This is a genomic window from Micromonospora echinospora (assembly GCF_900091495.1).
Lineage (GTDB): Bacteria > Actinomycetota > Actinomycetes > Mycobacteriales > Micromonosporaceae > Micromonospora > Micromonospora echinospora.
Map to the genome: position 1 here is coordinate 7,616,391 of NZ_LT607413.1, position 20,687 is coordinate 7,637,077.

Below are 20,687 nucleotides of genomic sequence, written 5' to 3' on the forward strand. Positions count from 1 at the left end.
CCGGCCACCGATGAAACGATCCCGCGACACCACCGCCCTGCACCGCGCCGCCCGGGACCTGTTCGGCTGGGACGAGCTGCGACCCGACCAGCTCGCCGCCATGCGGGCGGTGATGCAGCGACGCGACGCGCTGGTAGTCCTGCCCACCGGCGCCGGCAAGTCCGCCGTCTACCAGATCCCCGCGAGCCTCATCCCCGGTTGCACCGTGGTGATCAGCCCGCTGCTCGCCCTCCAGCAGGACCAGATCGCCTCCCTGCACGAGCGGCAGCGGCCGGAACTGCGGGCGGTGCGGGTCAGCTCCGCCGAGACCCCGGCCCAGCAGGCCGAGGCGCTCGCCGAGATCCGTGCCGGACGGGCGGAGTTCCTCTTCATCACCCCCGAGCAGCTCAGCGACCCCACCCGGCTGGCCGAGGTCCGCGCGCTGGAACCGGCGCTGGTGGCGATCGACGAGGCGCACTGCATCTCCGCCTGGGGCCACGACTTCCGCCCCGACTACCTGGCGCTGGGGCACCTGATCGAGGGCATCGGCCGGCCGCCGGTGGTGGCGCTGACCGCCACCGCCTCACCGCCGGTCCGCGACGACATCGTCGCCCGGCTGCACCTGCGCGACCCGGAACTGGTGCTCTCCGGGCTGGACCGACCGAACCTCTTCCTGGAGGTCGCGCACTGCCCCACCGAGGACTACCGCTGGCGACGGCTCGTCGCGTTGCTGCGCGAGGACGAACGGCCGGGCATCATCTACACCCCGACCCGACGGTCCGCGGAGGACCTGGCCGGGCGGCTCACCGACGCCGGCTTCCCGGCGCAGTACTACCACGGCGGCATGCCGGCCGGGGCCCGCGACGACCTGCACCGGGCCTTCCTCGCCAACCAGGTGCCCATCATGGTGGCGACCTCGGCGTTCGGCATGGGCATCGACAAGCCGAACATCGCCTGGGTGGTGCACATGGCGCTGCCGGACTCGCCGGACAGCTACTTCCAGGAGATCGGCCGGGCCGGGCGGGACGGCCAGCCGGCCCGGGTGCTGCTGCTCTGGCAGGCCGAGGACGTGGGCCTGCAACGCTACTTCACCGGCGGCCTGCCGGACGAACGACAGCTGCACGAGTTGGCCGCGCTGCTGCGCGCCAAACCGGTCAACCGGAAGCAGTTGCGGGAACTGACCGGCCTCGGCCCCCGCAAGCTCGGCCAGTACCTCGCCCTGCTGGAGCAGGTCGGTGCCGTCGCTCCCCGGGGCCGGCAGCGCATCGGCGCCCCCCGCTACGCCCCGGCACCGGTGGACGCCGCGCGCGCGGCGCTGGCCGAGGCGGAACGCCAACAGACCGTGACCCGGTCCCGCACCGACATGATGCGGGCCTTCGCCGAGACCAGCGGCTGCCGGGGGCAGGCCCTGCTGGCGTACTTCGGGGAACAGATGACCGAGGTCTGCGGGCACTGCGACAACTGCCACGCCGGCACCAGCGTCGCCGCCGTCGAGGAGACCGGGGATCCGCTCTTCCCGGTGCACAGCCAGGTCCGCCACCCCGAGTGGGGGGCCGGCATGGTGCTCGGCTACGAGGAGGACCGGATGACGGTTCTCTTCGACGACGTCGGGTACAAGACGCTGTCCGTGCCCGTGGTGAGTGGGCAGGCGTTGCTGAGCCTGGTTTAGCCTGTTTCCGGCCCGCCGCCTCCGGCGCGGGGCCGTCGAGGTGAGTGCACAGCGAGAGGGGCGTTGCCGTGATCGAACAGCCGGCGTACACCGGGTTCGGGTTCTCCGACGAGGAGTGGGGGTTGTTGGTCGGCCTGCCCCAGTCGGTCCTGACCGCGGCGAGCGCGGCGGAGTCCGACGGCACCCGGCGCACCCGGGCGGAGAGCGCCGCCGGGCTGGAGACCATCGCGTCCGGCCGGGAGTCGGCGAGTCCGCTGGTCGCCGCCGTGGCCGGGGAGGTCGTCTCCCGGGTGGGCGACCCGGAGGCCGGCGAGGAACTGCCGGTGCTCGCGCCGTCCGACCCACAGGCCATGATCGACGACGTGCTCGCCCGCGCCGGGCAGGCCGCCGCGCTGCTCGCGGCCCGGGTGGACGAGGGGCAGGCCGGAGCGTACCGGCACTGGCTGGTGGAGATCGCCGACCAGGTGGTGACGGCGGCCTCGACGGGCGGGATCCTCGGCCTCGGCGGGGACGTGGTCAGCGACTCCGAGCGCCGCTTCCGGGACCGGCTGGCGCAGGTGCTCAACGACTGACGCGTCGGGCGTGGCCGTCCCGCCCGCCGGGGCGGCCACCCGCGCCCACCGGCGCACGACCCGGCGTCCCCGCCGCAGGCCGCCGACGCACGGTCACCGGGCCGTCGTCTCGGGCGCTCGGGGACACCGACGACCCCACCTTCCCGCGACCGTCCGGCGCCCCCGGGTACACCGCGCGTCCCGAGTGTCGGTCCCCTCGTCGAGAATGGGGGGCGCCGGCGCTCGGAAGGGGGGACGATGCTGCCGACGGAGACTGTGGACACCGCGCGTCTGCCGCCCGCCGACCGGTGGCCGTACTGGTTGGAACTGACCGGCCGGGCCGCCGCGCCGATCGCCATGAGCAGCGAGCACGCCGCCGACTTCCGGGGCAGCGCCCGCCTGGTCGACCTCGGCGGCGTCTCGCTGACCCGGTTCCGGTACCAGTCCCTCGCCGGGCGCCGCACCCCGAAGCTCATCCGACAGGGCGATCCCGACATCTACCAGCTCGCCCTGACCGTCGCCGGGTCCAGCGGGATCAGTGCCCGTCGCCGGCACACCGAGATGCGACAGGGCGCGTTCACCCTCATCGACTACGGCCGGCCGTACGAGCTCGTCCACATGGCCGACGGAGTCCGCCGGGAGGCGGGCGCGCTGACCGTGGTGATCCCCAAGGCGATGCTGCCGATCCCCGCCGCCAAGCTGGACCGGCTCACCGCCAGCCGGCTCAGCGGGTCGGAGGGGATGGGGGCGCTCGTCGCCCAGCACCTCGACCGGCTCGTCCGGCACCCAGAACAGTTCACCCCAGCCGAGGCCCCCCGGCTGGCCGGCATCACCGTCGACCTGGTCGCGGCGATGCTGGCCGGGCAGATCGACGCGGAGGAGGCGCTGCCGGTCGACGTACGGCAGCAGGCGATGCTCACCCGGGTGCTCGCCTTCATCGACCGCCATCTCGGCGACGCCACGCTCACCCCGCAGACCGTCGCCGACGCCCACCACATCTCCGTCCGGACCCTGCACCGGCTCTTCGTCGCCGAGCGGGAGACCGTCGCCCAGGTGATCCGCCGCCGCCGGTTGGAACGCTGCCGGCAGGACCTGGCCGACCCGCGCCTGCACGGTCGGGCCGTGCAGGCGATCGGGTGGCGGTGGGGCTTCACCGACAAGGCGCACTTCAGCCGGGCCTTCCGGGCGGCCTACGGGATGAGCCCCCAGTCCTACCGGGAGGCCCAGGCGTTGGCACGGACGGTCAACCCGGTGGCACCCCGCGTCAACGACCCACCGGCATACTGGCCACTGACCGGCTGAGGCGCCGGTACGGTGACCGGCTGCGAGGAGAGAGCACCACGCGGGCAACGGGGGTTGCGGCAGCGTCGTGCCGGCCACTCGACAGTGCGCGACGTGGCTCGAACCGCGGCGGCCCTCTCCGGCATCCGGTCCCCTGTCACCCGGCTACCGACGCCGGGCCGACCTCCGGCCCCGCCGCCGCTCCCGGGCGGGGGTGGGGCCGGTCAGGCCTCCTCCAGCAGGGCCAGCACCGCCCGCTCGGCCTCTGGTCGGGGCGTGTCCGGCCCCACCGGGGCGATGACACCGTCGTGGTAGAGGTCCACCACGCGCGGGTCCACGTAGGAGGCCCGGGCCACCGTGGGGGTGTTGCCGAGCAGCTCGGCGACATCCCGCATCACCGCGACGACAGCCCGCCGCCGGGCCGTGACCGAGCGCTGGACGCCCGTCATGGCCAGGTCGACCGCGGCCAGCACGGTGGCGTGCCAGGTCCGGAAGTCCTTGGCGGTCATCTCCCCGCCACTGGCCTCGCGCAGGTAGTCGTTGACCTCGTCGCTGCGCACGTCCCGCCAGGTGGTGCCGTCCCAGTAGCCGAAGAGGCGGTCGGCCGCGCGCCGACGCCGGCGCAGGTTGCGCAGCACCTGGCACAGTTCCGGGTCGTCGATCCGGCGCACCTGGTCGACGCCGCCCTTGGCGGGGAAGGAGAGGACCACGCAGCCGCCCCGGGACCGGGCGTGCTGGGGGCGCAGGGTGGCCACGCCGAAGGTCGGATCGTCGCCGGCCGCGTACTGGTCGCTGCCCACCCGGAACGTGCCCATGTCCAGCAACCGGGTCACCGTCGCCAGGACCCGGTCGCGGCGCAGCCCCCGGCCGGTCAGGTCCCGCTCGACCCGATCCCGCAGCACCGGCAGCCGGTGGGCCACCTCCAGCACGTGGTCGAACTTCGCCTCGTCGCGTCGCTGCCGCCACTGCGGGTGGTAGAGGTACTGCTTGCGGCCGGCGGCGTCGATCCCGGTGGCCTGGATGTGCCCGTTCGGGTACGGAGAGATCCACACGTCCCGCCAGGCCGGAGGGATGACCAGCTCCCGCAGCCGGGTCAGCTGCTCGGGGTCCCGCACGGTGGCGCCGGCCGGGTCGACGAAGCGCCATCCCCGGCCCGCCCGTCGGCGTCCGTACCCCGGCCGGCCCGGATCACTGCGCCGTAACCGCACCGTCGTCCCGCACCGCCCGTTCCGCCTCGTCCACCTCGGCCAGTACATGGTCGACGGGGAGCGCCGCCATCGTCGGGTGGACGCCTACCCCGTTCCACTCCGGGTAATCCTCCGTGCCGGCCCAGAGCGCCCGGTGCCGGGGACGGTCCGGGGGCGGCCCCCAGCGCGACGGCGGGACCGGGCCGAACAACACCACCGAGGGGATGCCGTACCCGGTGGCCAGGTGGGCGACGCCGGTGTCGCCGCTGACCACCAGCCGGGCGTGGGCGACCAGGGCGGCCAGGTCGGCCAGGCCGGTCCGGCCGGCCAGCACCGCCGTGGCCGGCAGCCCGGCCCGGCGCGCCACCTGCTCGGCGACGCCGAGTTCGGTGGTCGAGCCGGTCACCACCACCCGGTGCCCGTGCCGCGTCAGGTGCCGGGCGAGAGCGGCGAACCGCGCGGGCGACCAGCGTTTCGCCGGCACCTTCGTGCCCGGGTGCAGCACGGTCACGCCGACCGGCACCCGGTCCGGCGCCGGTCGGGCCAGGGCCAGGTCGTCCGGGTCGGCCGGCAGGCCGTACCAGTCGAGCAGCCGGCACCAGCGGCGTACCTCGTGCTCGGCGTCGTCCCACGCCGGGCCGTCGGGGTGACCGGCCGGCGGGCAGCGGAACGCGAGCAGCCGACCGTGGCCGGTGGCGCGCAGCAGCTCGTGCGACCGTGGCCCACGCCCGTGCAGGTTGACCGCGATCTCGGGGGGCGGTCCCGACCACTCCAACGGGTCCAGCCCGCTCACCGGCAGCACCCGGTCAACGCCGCCGACCAGTTCGACCAGGGGGTCCAGCCAGGCCGGGGCGGCCAGCACGAGTTCCCGGTCCGGATGCCCGGCGCGCAGGGCGCGCAGCGCGGGCACGGCGGTGGCGAGGTCGCCGACGCCGAGCGCGCGCAGCACCAGGATCACGGGTACGAGGACTCCTCCTGGGCGCAGACGACCAGCTCCCGCACCGCGCACCCGGCCGGCTGGGAGAGCGCGAACAGCACGGCGGCGGCGGTGTCGGCGGGCTCGTTGAGCGCCGCGTCCGGCCCCGGCCGGTACTGGTCGTCCCGGTCGTCGAAGAACGGGGTGCGCATGCCGCCGGGGATCAGCAGGGTGACGCCGACCTGCCCGGCGAGTTCCGCGGCGAGGGCGCGGGTGAAACCGACCACGCCGAACTTCGCCGCGCAGTACGCGGTGGCGTCGCTGACCGCCTTGACGCCGAGGGTCGAGGCGACGGTGACCACGGTGCCCCGCGAGGCGAGCAGGTAGGGCAGGGCGGCGCGGACCACCGCGGCGGTGGCGAGCAGGTCGACGGCGACGATCCGGTCCCAGGTCTCCCCGGGCACGTCCGCCAGCTTGCCGGGTACGTCGATCCCGGCGGCGGTGACCACCGCGTCCAGGCCGCCGGAGCGTTCGGCGAGCTCCCGGGTGGCGGTCTCGGCGGCCCGGGTGTCGGCCAGGTCGCACTCGATCCAGGGCACCCCGTCGCCGGGCGGCTTCCGGTCCAGCACCACCGGTCGGGCACCGGCGCGGGCGACGGCGGTGACGACGGCGGCACCGAGACCACTCGCCCCGCCGGTGATCAGGACGGTCGACCCGTCGGCGAGGAAACCGCTGCTCATCGCGCTCCTTCCGTGGGCTGGCGCTCGACGGCGCCGGGGTGCCGCGACGGCTTCCCCCGGTCGCGTCGGCCGTTGTCGGCGGGGCCGCTGGACGCGGCCGGCCGGAGCCGGTCGACGCCGGCCGCCCGGGCCGCGGCGATCAGGTCGGTGGTCGAGCGTCCCGGCAGGTACGGCACGACCACCGTGTGCCCGCCCCAGCGGCGCAACAGCTCCGCCTCGGGCAGCACCGGTTCGTCGCCGGCACCGGTGGCGTAGTCACCGCCCTTGACCCACACGTCGGGGCGGAGCCAGGACAGCACCGCGTGCGGCGTCGCCTCGTCGAAGATCATCACCGCGTCGACGCAGTTCAGCGCGGCCAGCAGCCGACCTCGGTCGCCCTGCGGCACCACCGGTCGGTCCGGTCCCTTCAGGCCGGTGACGCTGGTGTCGGAGTTGAGGCAGACCACCAGGCAGTCGCCGAGCCGCCGGGCGGCCTGGAGGGTGGCGACGTGCCCGGCGTGCAGCAGGTCGAAGCAGCCGCCGGTGGCGACCACCGTGCCACCGGCCGCCCGGGTCGCGGCGACCACCGCGCCGGCCGCCGCCACGCCGATCCGTTCCCCGCCGGTGCCCCACGACGTCGGGGACGGGTCGCCGGCCGGGACGGACAGCCCGGCCACTCCCCCGGCGGCGACGTACGCCGATGCCTCGGCGACCGCCAGCTGCACCGCCTCGGAGACCAGCGCGCCCCGGGCGAGGGCGAGGCTGGCGGTCGCCGCGAACCGGTCCCCCGCTCCGCAGGTGTCCCCCTCGGCGCTGCCGGGGGCGGGCACCACCAGCGGGGTCGCGTCGGCGTGGCAGAGCAGCGCGCCGTCGGCGCCGAGGGTCACCGCGACCGCCCCGGCCCGCCACCGCTGGCGCAGCCCCTGCGCACCCCGGGCGGCGGTGGCCAGACGGGACGGCCCCGGCGGGCAGTCGGCCAACTCGCGGACCTCCGCCTCGTTCGGCGTGGCCAGGTGCACCCCGGGCACGGCCGCCGGGCCACGCGGGTGCGGGTCCCAGACCACCGGCGCGGCGGTGGCGGCCAGCGCGGCACGCAGCGCCGGTTGCCGGGCCACGCCCCGGCCGTAGTCGCTGACCAGCACGGCGGACGCGTCGGCGATCAGGCGCAGCACCGCCTCGCCGGGCTCCCCCGGGGTGCCCGACGCGCCACCCCGGTCGTGCCGCAGCAGCACCCGTCCCCGCGCCCGCAGCCGGATCTTCTCCGGGGTCGCACCGGCCAGCGGCAGCGCGTACACCTGCACCCCGGCGGCGGTCAGCAGACCGCTGAGCCGGGCCCCGGCGGCGTCGTCGGCCAGGGCCGTGACGAGGGCGACCTCCCCGGTCTGCGCGGCGGCGAAGAGCGCCGCGAGCCCCGCGCCGCCGGGCCGTTCGACGTGTGCGGTCTCGTCCAGCACGGGTCCCGGGGAGTCCGGGCAGAGCCGGTTCACCACCCCCTCCACGTCCCGGTCGAGCAGGACGTCACCGACCACCACCACCGGTCCCGTCACGCCGTCCCCCCTCGCGACCCGACGCCCGGTCCGGCGCCGTCGTCGAGCACGACCTCCACCCCGGTACGCGGGGCGGCGCGGGTGGACGCGACCGGTTGCGGCGCTGCGCCGGTGACCGCCGCGTCCACCGGCAGCGGCAGCGCCCGGTCGACGTGCTCGCAGAGCACGTGCACCGAGACCAGGTGCAGTTCCTGCACGATCTGGCTGTCCGGGGCGGCGACGGCCAGCGCGTCGTGGCAGGCGTCGGCGAGGGGGTTGGGCGCCGGTCCGGTCATCGCCCAGCAGCGCAGCCCGGCCTCCCGCCCGGCCCGGGCGGCGGCGAGCAGGTTGCCGCTGCCGCCGCTGGTGGAGAGCAACAGGAGGATGTCGTCGGGGCGACCGTGGGCGCGGACCTGGCGGGCGAAGACCTCGTCGAAGCCGTAGTCGTTGCCGATCGCGGTGAGCGCGCTGGTCTCGGCGTGCAGGGCGATGGCGGAGAGCGGCTGCCGGTCGTGGCGCAGCTTGCCGACGAGTTCGGCGGTGAGGTGCTGGGCCTCGGCCGCGCTGCCCCCGTTCCCGGCGACCAGCAGTCGTCCGCCGGAGGTCAGGGTCGCCGCCAGCGCGTCCCCCCAGTCGGCGAGCCGGTCCGCCGCGCGACGGTACTCCCGCAGCGCCACGGCGAGATCGGCCAGGTGCGCCTCCAGCACCGTGGGGGCCGGCATCAGGCGACCACCCCGGTCGGCCGGCGCGCCGCCGTCACCGCCGCGTAGACCTCGGCGAGGTGCGCGGCGGTACGGGACCAGGAGTACCGGTGCCGGGCCCGGTCCAGGGCGGCGGTGGCGTACGCGAAGCGCCGCTCCCGGTCGGCCAGGAGCCGGCGGACCGCCGTGCCGAGCGCGTCCGGGTCCCGGGGCGGCACCAGATCGCCGGTGACCCCGTCGACCACGGTGTCGACGATTCCGCCGACGGCGGTGCCGACCACCGGCACCCCGCAGGCCATGCCCTCCAGGGGCGTTAGGCCGAACGGCTCGTACCAGGGGGCGGCGACGAGGACGTCGGCGGAGCGGTACCAGTGGCTCATCTCCTCGCGGGGCACCGCGCCGACGAGACGGACCCGGTCGCCGACCCCGTACGTCGCGGCGAGCGCCCGCAGCCGACGGGCGTGCGGGTCGTCGTCGATCGCCCCGGCCGGCGGGCCGCCCACCACCACGCACTCGGCGTCCGGCACGACACGCATCGCCCGGATCACCTCGCCGAAGCCCTTCCGCTCGACCAGCCGTCCCACGGTCAGCACCCGGGCCAGACCGTCGACCCGCTCGGCGACCGGCCCGACCGGGCCGAAGGCGCGCAGGTTGACCCCGGAGGGGACGACCGTCATCCGGGACCGGGGCACCCCCATCGCGACCAGTTCGCGGACCTCGTCCCGGCTCTGCGCGACGACCCGGTCCACGGCCACGCCCAGGACCCGCTCGTAGTCCTCCCGCCCGGCCGGGCTGGTGTCCTGCGCCCCCTGGTGGCGTCGCTTCACCGTGCCGAGCGCGTGGTAGGTCTGCACCACCGGCACCCCGGTCCGCCGGCCGGCGCTCAGCGCGGCCAGGCCGCTCATCCAGAAGTGCGCGTGCGCCACCTCGGGCGTCCACTCCCCGGAGCTCCACCGCTGCGCCAGCCAGTCGGCGAACGGCTCCATGTAGGGCAGCAGGCTGTCCTTGCCGACCGGCTCGGGCGGGCCGGCGGGCACGTGCACCACGTCGTAGCCGTCCTCGGTCCGGACGGACACCGGCAGCGCGACGGAGTCCCGGCGGGTGTAGACGCGGACGTCGTGACCGGCGGCGGCGAGCGCGGCGGCCAGCTCCGCGACGTGCGTGTTCTGCCCACCGGCGTCCTCGCCGCCGAGCACGGCGAGCGGACTGGCGTGCTCCGAGATCATCGCGATGCGCATGCTTCCTCCTCCAGCAGCCGGTCCCAGTCGGCGAGGAATCGCTCCAGGCCGTACCGGGCCCCGGCCGCCGCGCGGGCCTCGGCGCCCACGCGGCGGGCGGTCGCGGGGTCGGCCACGAAGCGGTGGGCGGCCTCCAGCAGGGTGTCGACCCGGGTGGAGAGCACGCCCGCGTCGGGCGGTACGGCCACCACCGCCTCGGTGGTGGCCAGGGCGACCACCGGCATGCCGATCGCCATCGCCTCGATCAGGCTCAGTCCGAGCGAGGTCCACCGGCACAGGTGCAGGTACGCCCGCCGCCGCGCCAACTCGGCGTGCATCCGGTCCTGCGGCACGTCGTCGTGGCCGGTCACCCGGTCCGGCGGCAGGCCAAGCCGCTCGGCCAGACCGGCCACCCCCATGCCGAAGACGTCCAGCGGGGCGATCTCGGCGAACCGGGGCAGCAGGTCGGTGCCGGTGACCCGCCACCGCCGGACCGGCTCGTTGATCACCACGGCCAGCCGGTCCAGCTCGCCGGTGTACGTCGCGCGGGGCGGCACGACGCCGTGCTCGACGACGGTGGTACGGGTGCCGCCGGTGTCCCAGAACAGCTCGTTGAACCCGGTGACGTGGGCGATCAGCAGGTCGTCGCGGTCGGCCATCGGATGGCGGGTGTGCGGCACGTCGCCCTTGGGGGTGTTGTGCTCGACGTAGACGGCGGGAACGTCCCGGCCGACCCGGCGGCCCAGCCAGTCGCAGGCCAGGTCGTACTCCTCGGGTCGCTGGAGCACGACCACGTCCACCTCGGCCCGGCGCAGCGCGGCCGGCTCCACCTCGACGGCGCTGTCCGGCCAGGGATAGGTCCGGGCCCGGCCCAACCCGTACGGGCCCCGGTCCGGGGTGACCGGCACCAGGTAGCGGTGCTTGCCGTGGACGAACGAGGTGGTCCAGGAGCCGTGCACGTGCCAGAGCAGGACGTTCACCGGCCACCTCCCCCGCAGCCCGCCCCGACGCCGGGGCCGGTACCCCCGTCGGCATGGTCGCCGATCCCACCGTCGGCACGGTCGCCGGCGGTGTCGCCGGGCCGGTCGCCGGTCCCGCCGTCGGGCCGGTCGCCGGCGGTGACGCCGAGCAGGCGTACCGCGTCGACCACCTCGGCCGGGTCGACCCCGGACAGACAGGGGTGGCCGGGCAGCGGGCACTGCGCGGCGCGGCTGTCCCGGCAGGGTGCGGCGGCGTCCCCGAGCCGGACGGTGGGCACCCGGTAGGGCCCCCACTGTCCGAACGGCACGGTCGGCGCGAAGAGGCTCACCACCGGTACGCCGAGCGCGGCGGCGAGGTGCGCGGGGCCGGTGTTGCCGACCACCACGGCACCGGCGGCGGCGATGACGGCGGCGAGGTCGGCCAGGCTGGTCCGGCCACCGAGGTCCACCCCACCGGCGCCGGCCACCCGGGCGGTCAGCCCGGTCTGGTCCGGCCCGCCGGTCACCACCACGCGGTGACCGGCGGCGGTCAGCGCGGCGACCACGTCGACGTGCACCCGGGGCGGGCAGGCCCGGGCCGGCACCGAGGCGCCGGGGTGCACCACCACGTAGCCGGGCGGTCCGGGCGGCGGGGGCAGCGCCTCCGGACGCAGCCGCAGGGCCGGCTCGTCCCCCGGTGGCAGCGCGAAGCCGGCCGCGGCGGCCAGGGACAGGGCCCGTTCCGGTTCCGGGACCCCCGGCGGCACCCGGTGCCGGACGTCCAACAGCGAACCCGGGTAGTCGTCGCTGACCGCGCTGATCCTGCGTACCCCGGCCATCCGCAGCAGCAGGGCCAGCGGCAGCGGCGACTGGTGGAACGAGGTGAAGAGCACCGCCTCGTCCGCGCCGACCCCGGCGAGCCGGGCCAGCAGCGTGTCCATGCCCTCCCGGTCGACGGGACCGGGGTCCGGGTCGATCCACGGCAACGGCCACTCGACGACCTCGTCGACGCCGGGCAGCAGGTCGGCGGCGGCTCGTCCCCGGGGCCCGCAGAGCAGCACCACCCGCCGCGCCCCCGCCGCCACCGCCCGGATCGCCGGACCGGTGACCAGCAGGTCACCGGCCGAGTCGGGCCGGGCCACCAGCACCGTGCCGGCACGTCGGGGCGCGGCGGGCACCACCGCGGCCCGGCGGCGCAGGATCTCCGCCACCGCGGCCGGCAGGTCACGGGCCACCGCCGGTGCGGCGGCCACCTCCTCCGCCCGGGTGACCGGGGTCGGCACCAGCACCCCGGTCGCCCCGGCGGCCAGGGCGGCGGTCATGTCGCGACCGATGTCCCCCACCACCACGCACCGCCCCGGGGACGTGCCCAGCCGCCGTGCCGCCGCCCGGACCAGGCCCGGGGCGGGCTTCCGGCAGCCGCAGCCGTCGCCGTCGTCGTGCGGGCACACCTGCCAGGTGTCGAACGGACCGAGCAGCTCCTCCACCCGGGCGTGCACCCGACGCATGTCCGCCTCGGTGAACAGGCCACGGGCCAGCCCCGACTGGTTGGTCACCACGCCTAGCCGCAGGCCGGCGGCGCGCAGCCGGTCCAGCGCGGCCCGCGCACCCGGCATCGGGCGGACCTTGTCCGGGTCGCCGTTGTACGGCACGTCCTCGACCAGGGTGCCGTCCCGGTCGAACAGGACGGCGTCGTACAGCGCCGGGGCGGGCCCGTCGAGCACCGGCCCAGGAACCGGGTGCACCCCGGTTGACCTGCGCTGATACCGCTCGTGGCCGCCTCGCACGGCGGGCGGGTTCCCGACCTCCGGGGGCGTAAACCTCGCCCTGCGGCGTACGCGTCGTCGCGGCGCGGACGTCCCCGCCGTGCCGCGTCGGCGCGCCCCGGCACGGCTCCGCGCCGCCTGGTCCCCGGTCGCCGTCCGGCCTTACCCGGCGGCGCGGAGAAGCTAACCGACGGCGTGGAGAAGCCGACCGGGGCGTGGAGAAGCCCACCAGGGCGGGGCGAGGCGACCGGCGGCGGGGCGAAGCGACCGGTTACGCACCCGTGGGGCGGGGTATGGGAGCCCAGTGGCGATTGTGGAGAAAGTGATCGGAGCACCCCCGCAGCAGGTCTTCGACGTGCTCGCCGACGGGTGGACGTACAGCGACTGGGTGGTCGGCACGACCCACATGCGGGACGTCGACGACCACTGGCCCGCGGTCGGCAGCAGGCTGCACCACCGGGCCGGGCCGTGGCCGGTCTCCCTCACCGACGCCTCCACCGTGCTCGTCTGCGAGCCGCCGCACCGGCTCGTCATCCGGGCCGGGCTCTGGCCCGCCGGCGAGGCGACCGTCGTCTTCACCCTCGACCCGGTCGGTGCGGACGCCACCCGCGTCCGGCTCGGCGAGGACTTCACCGCCGGGCCCCTGCGCTGGATCCGCAACAAGCTCAACGACCTCGTGCTCAAGCAGCGCAACAAGGAGACGCTCAACCGGCTGGCGGACATCGCCACCCGACAGAAGGGGTGACCCTGTGACCCAGACCGTGGTGATCACCGGAGCCAGTGCCGGGGTGGGGCGGGCGGTGGCCCAGCGGTACGCGGCGCGGGGCGCCCGACTCGCGCTGATCGCCCGGGGCGCGGCCGGCCTGGCCGCCGCCGCCGAGGACTGCCGGGACCGGGGCGCGGCGGAGGTGGTCACCCACCAGCTCGACGTCGCCGACGCCGGGGCGGTGCAGCGGGCCGCCGACGAGGTGGCGCACCGGTGGGGCGCGCTGGACGTGTGGATCAACAACGCCATGGTGTCGGTCTTCGCCCCGGCCTGGGAGATCCCGGCGGACGAGTACCGCCGGGTCACCGAGGTCAACTACCTCGGTACGGTGCACGGCACGCTGGCCGCGTTGCGGCACATGCGCGCGTACCGCCGGGGTGCCGTCGTCCAGGTCGGCTCGGCGCTGGCCTACCGGGGCATCCCGTTGCAGTCGGCGTACTGCGCCAGCAAACACGCGGTCCAGGGCTTCAACGACTCGCTCCGGGCCGAGCTGCTGCATGACTGTCCGGGGGTGAAGCTGTCGATGGTGCAGCTCCCGGCGGTGAACACCCCGCAGTTCTCCTGGGTACGGACCCGACTGCCCCGGCACCCGCAGCCGGTGCCACCGATCTTCACGCCGGAGGTGGCCGCGCGGGCGGTCGTCTGGGCCGCCGACCGGGGGCCGCGCGAGCTGAACGTGGGTGGCCCGACCTGGCGGGCCCGGTTGGGCAACACGCTCTTCCCGGGTCTGCTCGACCGCAAGCTGGCCCGGGACGGCTACGACAGCCAGCAGACCGACACCCCGGTCGACCCCGCGACGTGGCGGGACAACCTCGACCGGCCGGGGGACGCGGACCGGGACCGGGGGGCCGAGGGGGTCTTCACCGACCGCGCGCGGGACAGGTCGGCGGCGCTCTGGGTCGGCACGCACAAGCCGGCGGTCACCGCCGCCGTGCTCGGTGCGGTCGCGCTCACCCTGGGTGGCCTGGCCCGGCGACCGCGCTGAGCTGCCCGTCGCACCGGAGCCGTCGTGCTCCGGGACGGAATGGGGAAGCGCCCAGTACTCACCGGGGGAGCCCTGACAGCGGGACGCGGTCGGATGGCTACCCTTTCAGGGACACTTGCCGGCAAACTGAGGATGCTCGTCATGATCGAACCCGTACAGTTGCCCCTGCCGTGGCGGGACGCGCGCCTGACGGTCGTGGTGCCGACCTACAACGAGGCGGGGAACCTCCCGGTGCTGGTGGAGCGGCTTCTCGCCCTTCCGCTGCCCGGACTGCGGGTGCTCGTCGCCGACGACAACTCCCCGGACGGCACCGGCGAGGTCGCCGACAAGCTCGCCATCGAACACCCCGGCCGGATCGAGGTCGTGCACCGCGCGGGCAAGGAGGGGCTCGGCCGGGCGTACGTGGACGGCATGACCCGGGCGCTGGACGGCGGCGCCGAGTACGTCGCCCAGATGGACGCCGACCTGTCGCACCCCCCGGAGGCGCTGCCGGGCATGCTCGGCTCGCTGCTCTCCACCGGTGCCGGCGTGGTGATCGGGTCCCGTTACGTCCCCGGCGGTGAGCTGGACGAGGCGTGGCCGCTCTACCGTCGCGCGCTGAGCGGGTGGGCGAACCTCTACGTGCACACCCTGCTCCGGGTCCGGATCCGCGACCTGACCGCCGGTTTCAAAATCTGGCGGGCGGACGCGCTGCGCGACATCGGCCTGGACCGGGTGCAGTCCAACGGCTACAGCTTCCAGGTCGAGATGCACTACCTGGCGACGAAGCTGGGGCACACCATCCTGGAGGTGCCGATCCGCTTCGAGGAGCGGCGGGACGGCGTGTCGAAGATGACCACCGCCACCAAGATCGAAAGCGCGCTGATGCCGTTCCGGCTGCGCAGCCGGCACCGGGACATCGGCAGCACGGCCGCCCGGCAGGTGGAGGCGGCGCCGGTCGAGGTGGTGGCACCGCGTACGCCGGAACCGGACGGCGGCGACCGGGAGACACCGACGGCGGTCGAGGCGGCCGACACCGACGGCGCGCCGACGACCGCCCGCAAGCCGGCCGACACCGACGGCGAACCCCAGGCGGCCCCCCGGTAGGGCCTCAGCGGTACACGGCGCGGTGCGCCGCGCCGACGACCCGTGCGTAGAGGCCACCGGTCACCGCCCGGTCCCGGACCAGCGCGGCCCGCGCCGCGTTCGCGCCGGGAGCGCCGTGCACACCACCACCCGGGTTCGCCGACGCACTCGCCAGGTAGAGCCGGTCGATCGGCGTGTCCGGGCGGCCCAGCCCGGGCACCGGGCGGAGGAAGAGCTGTTGGTAAGCGGCGGCCGTGCCGCCGCCGACCGCACCGCCGACCAGGCTCGGGTTGCGTTCCTCCAGGTCCGCCGGGCCGGCCACGTACCGTCCCCGGACCCGGGCGCGGAAACCAGGCGCGTGCCGTTCCAGCACCGCCTCCATCCGTTCCACGTGCCCGGCCACGTCCTCGGCCCGCCAGTCGCGCCGGAACGGCAGGTGGGTGTACGCCCACAGTGACTCCGTGCCGGCCGGGGAACGGCTCGGGTCGGCGGTGGTCATCTGCCCCACCAGCAGGAACGGGTCCTCGGGGATCTCCCCGCAGGCCAACGTGGCCGCGTACCGGGTCAGGCCGTTGAGGTCGGCGGCCAGGTGCACCGTCCCGGCCCCGGCCACCTCCGAGTTGGTCCACGGCAACGGGCCGTCCAAGGCCCAGTCGACCTTGACGGTGGACCCGTCCCAACGGAAGTGGGCCAGGTCCGTCACGAGTCGGGACGGCAGCCGGGCGGCGCCGACCAGGTCGAGGTAGAGCGCGGGCGCGGGCACGTCGGCCAGCACCGCCCGGCGGGCCCGCCAGGTCCGGCCGCCGACCGTCCGGACCCCCATCGCCCGCCCCCGGGCGACCAGCACCCGGTCCACCTGCGCGTCGTAGCTGATCCGGCCGCCCCGCGCGCGCAGCCGGGCCACCAGCGCGTCGGTGATCCGCTGTGCCCCGCCGACCGGCACCGGCCAGCCGACCTCCTGCCCGAGCATCGCCAACAGCCAACCGTAGATGCCGGAGCCGGCGTCCTCGGGCGACAGGTCGGTGTGCAGGGCGCAGCCGGCCAGCAACAGCGGGCCGCCCTCGCCGTCGAAGAGTTCCGCGCCGAGCTGGCGAACCGGCAGGACCAGCCGACGGGCCAGGCGCAGGACGCCGGCCGTGCGCAGCCGGGCGAACAGTTCCAGGCCGTTGCGCACCGGCGGGAACGGGGTGAACAGGGCCTCCAGCAACGGCTGGGAGATCCTCCGCCAGTCCTCGTACGACTCCCGCCAGCGTTCCCCGTCGCCGGGGGCGAACGCCTCCATCGACGTCGCGGTGCGCTCCAGATCGCGGTCGAGCACTGCCGCCCGCCCGTCGGGCAGCAGGTGCGCCAGCACGTCCGGCGCGTGCCGCCAGGCCAGGCCGTGCTCGTCGAGGGCGAGCCGGCGCAGCACCGGGGAGGCGTACCCGAGGGGGTAGAACGAGCTGTAGAGGTCACTGAGGTAGCCGGGGGCGGTGACCTCGGCGGAGCGGACCGCGCCGCCGGGCGCGCCGGTCGCCTCCAGCACCAGGACGTCCCAGCCGGCGTCGGCGAGCAGGTTCGCGGCGACCAGTCCGTTGTGGCCGGCGCCGACGACGACGGCGTCCGCGCTCTCCGCACCGGGCTCGGTCTGGGCGTGGTTGATGGACCGCATGGGGAACATCATCCGGTTCCGCTACCCCCCGATGATCGAGCGAAACGCGTTTGCCCGGCCCGGCCCCGGGCATGCAGCGCGCCATGTGGCGGGTGGAACAACTCATCGGCGGGGTATGGGGCGCGGGCGGCGCGGGGGGCGAGTTCGTCGTGACCGACCCGGCGGACGGCACCGACGTCAGCATCGTGCCGGTGGCCACCGGGGACGAGGTGGCCAAGGCGGTCGGCGCGGCGCGGGGCGTGGCGGCGACGTGGGCGACGACCGACCCGGCGGCCCGGGCGGCGGCCCTGCGCCGGGCCGCCGACGCCGTCGAGGCGGTCGCCGAGGACCTGGCCCAGGCGACGACGGCGGAGATGGGCAAGCCGTTGCTCGACGCCCGGGGTGGCGTGGCGGCGGGGATCGGCACCCTGCGCCAGTACGCCGAACTGGGACCGGTCCGGGGCGGCCGGACGCTGCACGGTGGGTGGGACGCGATCGACTTCATGGCCCCCGAACCGCGTGGTGTGGCCGCGGTGATCACCCCGTGGAACGATCCGGTGGCGGTGGCCTGCGGGCTGCTCGGCGCGGCCCTGGTCACCGGCAACGTGGTGGTGTTCAAGCCGAGCGAACGCACCCCGGCCACCGGCTGGCTGCTGGCCCGGGCGCTCGACCGCGAACTGCCGGCCGGCGTGCTGTCCCTGCTGACCGGGGACGCGCGGGTCGGTGCGGCGCTGGCCGCGCAGGAGGTCGACGTGGTGGCGCACGTGGGCTCCTCCACGGCCGGCCGGGCGATCGCCGCCGCGTGCGCCCGGACCGGCGCGAAGGCGCTGCTGGAGAACGGGGGCAGCGATCCGCTGATCGTCGACGCCGGTGTCGACCCGGCCTGGGCGGCCGGGCAGGCGGCCATGGGCGCGTTCGCCAACGCCGGGCAGATCTGCGTGGCGGTGGAACGGATCTACGTCCACCGGGAGGTGGCCGGCGACTTCGTTCCGGCGCTGGTCGACCTGGCGCGGGCGATGCGGATCGGACCGGGACAGGACGGGGAGACGGAGATCGGTCCGCTGGTGGACCGGCGGCACCGGGACCACGTGCACGGGCAGGTGCTGGCGGCGGTGGCCGAGGGCGCGGTGGTCCGGACCGGTGGGGCGGTGCCCGCCGGGCCGGGGGCGTTCTATCCGCCGACCGTGGTCACCGACTGCACGGACCGGATGGCGCTGGTGCGCGAGGAGACCTTCGGTCCGGTCGCGCCGGTGCTGGTGGTGGACTCGTTCACCGAGGCGCTGGGCCGGGCGGCGTGCTCGCCGTACGGGCTGGCGGCCACCGTGCTCACCGGGTCGATGGGGCACGCGCAGCGGGCGTGGCGCGAACTGCCGGTCGGCACGGTCAAGGTCAACGCGGTGTTCGGCGGCGCGCCGGGCGGTGCCGCGCAACCGCGCCGCGGCAGCGGCCACGGCTTCGGGTACGGGCCGGAACTGCTCGACGAGTTCACCACCACGAAGGTGGTGCACCTGGGCGCCCCGGGTGGCGGGCACTGGTGAGCCGTACCCGCCACCCGGGGTGGGCTCAGTCCCCGCGCGCCTTGCGGGTCCGCCGGTCGTTGGCCTTCTGAATGGCGTCGACCAGCTCCGGCTTGGTCATCCGGGACCGCCCCCGGACGTCCAGCTTGCGGGCGACCTGCATGAGATGGTCCTTGGTGGCGTTGGCGTCCACCCCGCCGGCGGTCGGCGCCCGCCGGGTCGGCCCGCCCCCTGCGGCCTGCCGGTCGCTGGGCCCCTTGCGGCCCTTCGACTCCCAGTGGTCACCGACCTTCTCGAACTCGTGCTTGAGCGCGGCGAAGGCGGTGCGGTGCGCCCGCTCCCCCTCGCCGTACGTCTCCACCGCCGAATCGTGCGTCTTCGCCCAGGTCCGTTGCGCCTTCTCAGGAGAGCGCCGGACGGTGCTGGGCAGTACCTCACGCCCTGGCATGTCGTCCTCCTCCGCGTCGGTTGCTTCCCGGGTTGACCGTTCCCTGTCCCGGCAGCGGCAAACGGCACCTCCGGGTTTGTCGAACTTCCCGCCCGGGTACCGCCGGGTTCCGGCCCGGCGGGACCGGAGCGCGCCGACCGTGGAGCGGGCGCGGCGGAGGGCCGGGGTGCGGCAGCGACGGCAGGGAGCGGTCATGGCAGCGACGACGACGGAGCCGACCGCACCGGCCGGCGGAGGGCGCGACCCGCGGGTCCCACGGGGGTTGCGGCAGTTGAGCTGGCCCACCTGGCGCGGCGCGCTGGTCCGCAGCGGGCGGAACTTCGTCAAGGACAACTGCGCGGACTGGGCGGCGGCACTGACCTACTACGGCGTGCTCGCCCTCTTCCCCTCGGTTGTGGTGGTGGTGGCCCTGGTCGGGCTGGTCTCCGAGGGCGACCGGACCGTCGACACCCTGATCGACCTGGCCCGCGACGTGGGGGCCGGGTCGGTGGTGGCCAACGAGGGCGTGGTCGGGGTGGTCGAGGGGGTGGTGGACCAGCGGGCCGGGGTGAAGGCGCTGCTCAGCTTCGGTCTGCTCGGCGCGCTCTGGTCGGCCTCGGGCTTCATCGGCGCGTTCACCCGCGCCTCCAACGCCATCTACGGCGTCGAGGAGGGCCGACCGTTCTACCGGCTGCGTCCGTTGCAGATCGGCCTGGCCGCGCTCTCCCTGGTGCTGCTGGCGGTGGTGGCGACCGGACTGATCGTCAGCGGTCCGGTGGCCGAGGCCGTCGGCAACCTGCTCAACCTGGGCGACGCGCCGCGTACCGCGTGGAGCGTGGCGAAGTGGCCGGTGCTCGCCATGGTCCTGATGGTGCTGCTCTCCCTGCTGTTCTGGATCGCCCCGAACGTGCGGCAGCCCCGGTTCCGCTGGCTCACCGTCGGTGGCGCGGTGGCCCTGCTGGCCTGGACGCTGGTCTCCTTCGGCTTCGGCCTGTACGTGGCCAACTTCGGCTCGTACGACGTCACGTACGGCAGCCTGGGCGCGGTCATCGCGTTCCTGGTGTGGCTGTACCTGTCGAACTGCGCGTTGATGTTCGGCGTGCAGATCAACGCCGAACTCCAACGCGGTCGCATGATGCAGGCCGGTGACCCCGCGCCCGAGGAGCCGGTCCTCACCCCGAAGCGCGCCGCCGAGTCGTGACCCCCGGTGGGCGTCGCCGGGCTGCGCAGTCGCCGGCGGCGAGCTGGGCCGACGACCGTGACCCCGGTCGGCGTCGCCGGGCTGGCCGAGGCGGCGCGCGGTCGCCTGCGGGTCGCCCCCGGTGTGAGCGGAGCGGTTTATCCCGGTCCCGGCCGGGTAGCGCAGTAAGCATGGAACGAGGCAGCAGCAAGCACGGACCCCGGCTCGACGAGCAGATGAGCCAGGAGGTCAGTGGCCTGGTGCAGGGACCGGGGGCCGCCGGCTCCCGGGTCGACGAGTTCCGCGAGCCGGAGCCGGCCGGCGAGGACCAGCCGGGCGCGACCACGGCACCCGCGGGCGAGTTGCGCACCGGCGCCCCGCAGGGGATGAGTTCCACGGACGTGGAGCAGCGCAGCCGGCTCGGCCGGTTCATCGGCCTGTCGGCGCTGCCCGGCGACCGCGAGACGCTGCTGGGCAGCGCCCGGGAGAACGAGGCGCCCGACGACGTGATCGCGGCCCTGGAACGGCTTCCGGCCGGAACCCGGTACCGGACGGTCTCCGAGGTGTGGGCGGCACTGGGCCACAAGAACGAGACACAGCGTTGGTGAAAGGTGGGTCACCCCCGACCCGTACCGACTGGTGGATG

The 20,687-nt window shown here is 75.6% G+C and carries 17 protein-coding genes and 2 pseudogenes; 9 read left to right on the forward strand and 10 right to left on the reverse strand.

The annotated features are described in order from the left end of the window. Window positions 1–10 precede the first annotated feature (10 nt). The 3 genes from GA0070618_RS32420 to GA0070618_RS32430 all read left to right on the forward strand — a co-directional run bounded on the left by GA0070618_RS32420 (window position 11) and on the right by GA0070618_RS32430 (window position 3,501). Window positions 11–1,648, forward strand: a complete 1,638-nt coding sequence (locus GA0070618_RS32420; RefSeq protein WP_088985043.1) for a RecQ family ATP-dependent DNA helicase — start codon at window positions 11–13, stop codon at window positions 1,646–1,648. Window positions 1,649–1,716: 68 nt separating this feature from the next. Then, the gene (locus GA0070618_RS32425) at window positions 1,717–2,220 is read left to right on the forward strand and encodes a hypothetical protein (protein WP_088985044.1); all 504 of its coding nucleotides are present in this window, start codon (window positions 1,717–1,719) and stop codon (window positions 2,218–2,220) included. Between the two features lie 237 nt (window positions 2,221–2,457). Further along, entirely contained in the window at window positions 2,458–3,501 is a 1,044-nt protein-coding gene (locus GA0070618_RS32430; protein WP_088985045.1) for an AraC-like ligand-binding domain-containing protein, read from the forward strand. Window positions 3,502–3,704: 203 nt separating this feature from the next. Here GA0070618_RS32430 and GA0070618_RS32435 read toward each other — a convergent pair whose 3' ends face one another. The 8 genes and pseudogenes from GA0070618_RS32435 to GA0070618_RS32470 form a co-directional block, all read right to left on the reverse strand. Beyond that, entirely contained in the window at window positions 3,705–4,688 is a 984-nt protein-coding gene (locus GA0070618_RS32435; protein ID WP_088985046.1) for a DNA topoisomerase IB, read from the reverse strand. Beyond that, window positions 4,669–5,625: a glycosyltransferase family 9 protein gene (locus GA0070618_RS32440; protein ID WP_088985047.1), complete on the reverse strand. Its 957-nt coding sequence runs from the start codon at window positions 5,623–5,625 to the stop codon at window positions 4,669–4,671. Before GA0070618_RS32440 ends, GA0070618_RS32435 begins: the two co-directional genes overlap by 20 nt. Next, the gene (locus GA0070618_RS32445) at window positions 5,622–6,323 is read right to left on the reverse strand and encodes an SDR family oxidoreductase (RefSeq protein WP_088985048.1); all 702 of its coding nucleotides are present in this window, start codon (window positions 6,321–6,323) and stop codon (window positions 5,622–5,624) included. The genes GA0070618_RS32440 and GA0070618_RS32445 overlap by 4 nt, the downstream gene beginning before the upstream one ends. After that, complete coding sequence (locus tag GA0070618_RS32450) at window positions 6,320–7,834, reverse strand: PfkB family carbohydrate kinase (RefSeq protein ID WP_414467622.1); 1,515 nt, start codon at window positions 7,832–7,834, stop codon at window positions 6,320–6,322. The genes GA0070618_RS32445 and GA0070618_RS32450 overlap by 4 nt, the downstream gene beginning before the upstream one ends. A gap of 11 nt (window positions 7,835–7,845) precedes the next feature. Further along, on the reverse strand, window positions 7,846–8,553 hold the full coding sequence (locus tag GA0070618_RS32455; RefSeq protein ID WP_088986000.1) for a D-sedoheptulose-7-phosphate isomerase: 708 nt from the start codon (window positions 8,551–8,553) through the stop codon (window positions 7,846–7,848). Beyond that, window positions 8,550–9,767 carry a glycosyltransferase gene (locus GA0070618_RS32460; protein ID WP_088985050.1) on the reverse strand — a complete coding sequence of 406 codons (1,218 nt, stop codon included), beginning with the start codon at window positions 9,765–9,767 and terminating at the stop codon, window positions 8,550–8,552. The genes GA0070618_RS32455 and GA0070618_RS32460 overlap by 4 nt, the downstream gene beginning before the upstream one ends. Further along, a complete protein-coding gene (locus tag GA0070618_RS32465; protein ID WP_088985051.1) occupies window positions 9,752–10,726 on the reverse strand; it encodes a glycosyltransferase in 975 nt (324 codons plus the stop codon). Before GA0070618_RS32465 ends, GA0070618_RS32460 begins: the two co-directional genes overlap by 16 nt. Window positions 10,727–10,848: 122 nt before the next feature. Next, a pseudogene (locus GA0070618_RS32470) lies at window positions 10,849–12,492 on the reverse strand (HAD-IIIA family hydrolase); the annotation flags it as partial. Between the two features lie 301 nt (window positions 12,493–12,793). On the opposite strand from GA0070618_RS32470, the gene GA0070618_RS32475 reads away from it, so the two are divergent. The 3 genes and pseudogenes from GA0070618_RS32475 to GA0070618_RS32485 all read left to right on the forward strand — a co-directional run. After that, the gene (locus GA0070618_RS32475; RefSeq protein ID WP_331253118.1) at window positions 12,794–13,216 is read left to right on the forward strand and encodes an SRPBCC family protein; all 423 of its coding nucleotides are present in this window, start codon (window positions 12,794–12,796) and stop codon (window positions 13,214–13,216) included. A 4-nt stretch (window positions 13,217–13,220) separates the two neighbouring features. After that, window positions 13,221–14,222 carry an SDR family oxidoreductase gene (locus GA0070618_RS32480; protein ID WP_088985053.1) on the forward strand — a complete coding sequence of 334 codons (1,002 nt, stop codon included), beginning with the start codon at window positions 13,221–13,223 and terminating at the stop codon, window positions 14,220–14,222. A 141-nt stretch (window positions 14,223–14,363) separates the two neighbouring features. Further along, a pseudogene (locus tag GA0070618_RS32485) lies at window positions 14,364–15,122 on the forward strand (polyprenol monophosphomannose synthase); the annotation flags it as partial. 190 nt (window positions 15,123–15,312) lie between these two features. Here GA0070618_RS32485 and GA0070618_RS32490 read toward each other — a convergent pair. Continuing rightward, window positions 15,313–16,938: a phytoene desaturase family protein gene (locus GA0070618_RS32490; protein WP_088986001.1), complete on the reverse strand. Its 1,626-nt coding sequence runs from the start codon at window positions 16,936–16,938 to the stop codon at window positions 15,313–15,315. An 83-nt stretch (window positions 16,939–17,021) separates the two neighbouring features. On the opposite strand from GA0070618_RS32490, the gene GA0070618_RS32495 reads away from it, so the two are divergent. Further along, window positions 17,022–18,455, forward strand: a complete 1,434-nt coding sequence (locus GA0070618_RS32495; protein WP_088986002.1) for an aldehyde dehydrogenase family protein — start codon at window positions 17,022–17,024, stop codon at window positions 18,453–18,455. Between the two features lie 25 nt (window positions 18,456–18,480). Here the strand turns inward: GA0070618_RS32495 and GA0070618_RS32500 are convergent, their stop codons facing one another. Then, on the reverse strand, window positions 18,481–18,882 hold the full coding sequence (locus GA0070618_RS32500; RefSeq protein ID WP_088985054.1) for a ChaB family protein: 402 nt from the start codon (window positions 18,880–18,882) through the stop codon (window positions 18,481–18,483). A gap of 193 nt (window positions 18,883–19,075) precedes the next feature. Between GA0070618_RS32500 and GA0070618_RS32505 the strand changes: the two genes are divergently transcribed. Then, window positions 19,076–20,062, forward strand: coding sequence for a YihY/virulence factor BrkB family protein (locus GA0070618_RS32505; protein ID WP_088986003.1), 987 nt, complete (start codon window positions 19,076–19,078; stop codon window positions 20,060–20,062). A gap of 170 nt (window positions 20,063–20,232) precedes the next feature. Then, entirely contained in the window at window positions 20,233–20,649 is a 417-nt protein-coding gene (locus GA0070618_RS32510; protein ID WP_088985055.1) for a DUF2795 domain-containing protein, read from the forward strand. Window positions 20,650–20,687: the final 38 nt, after the last annotated feature.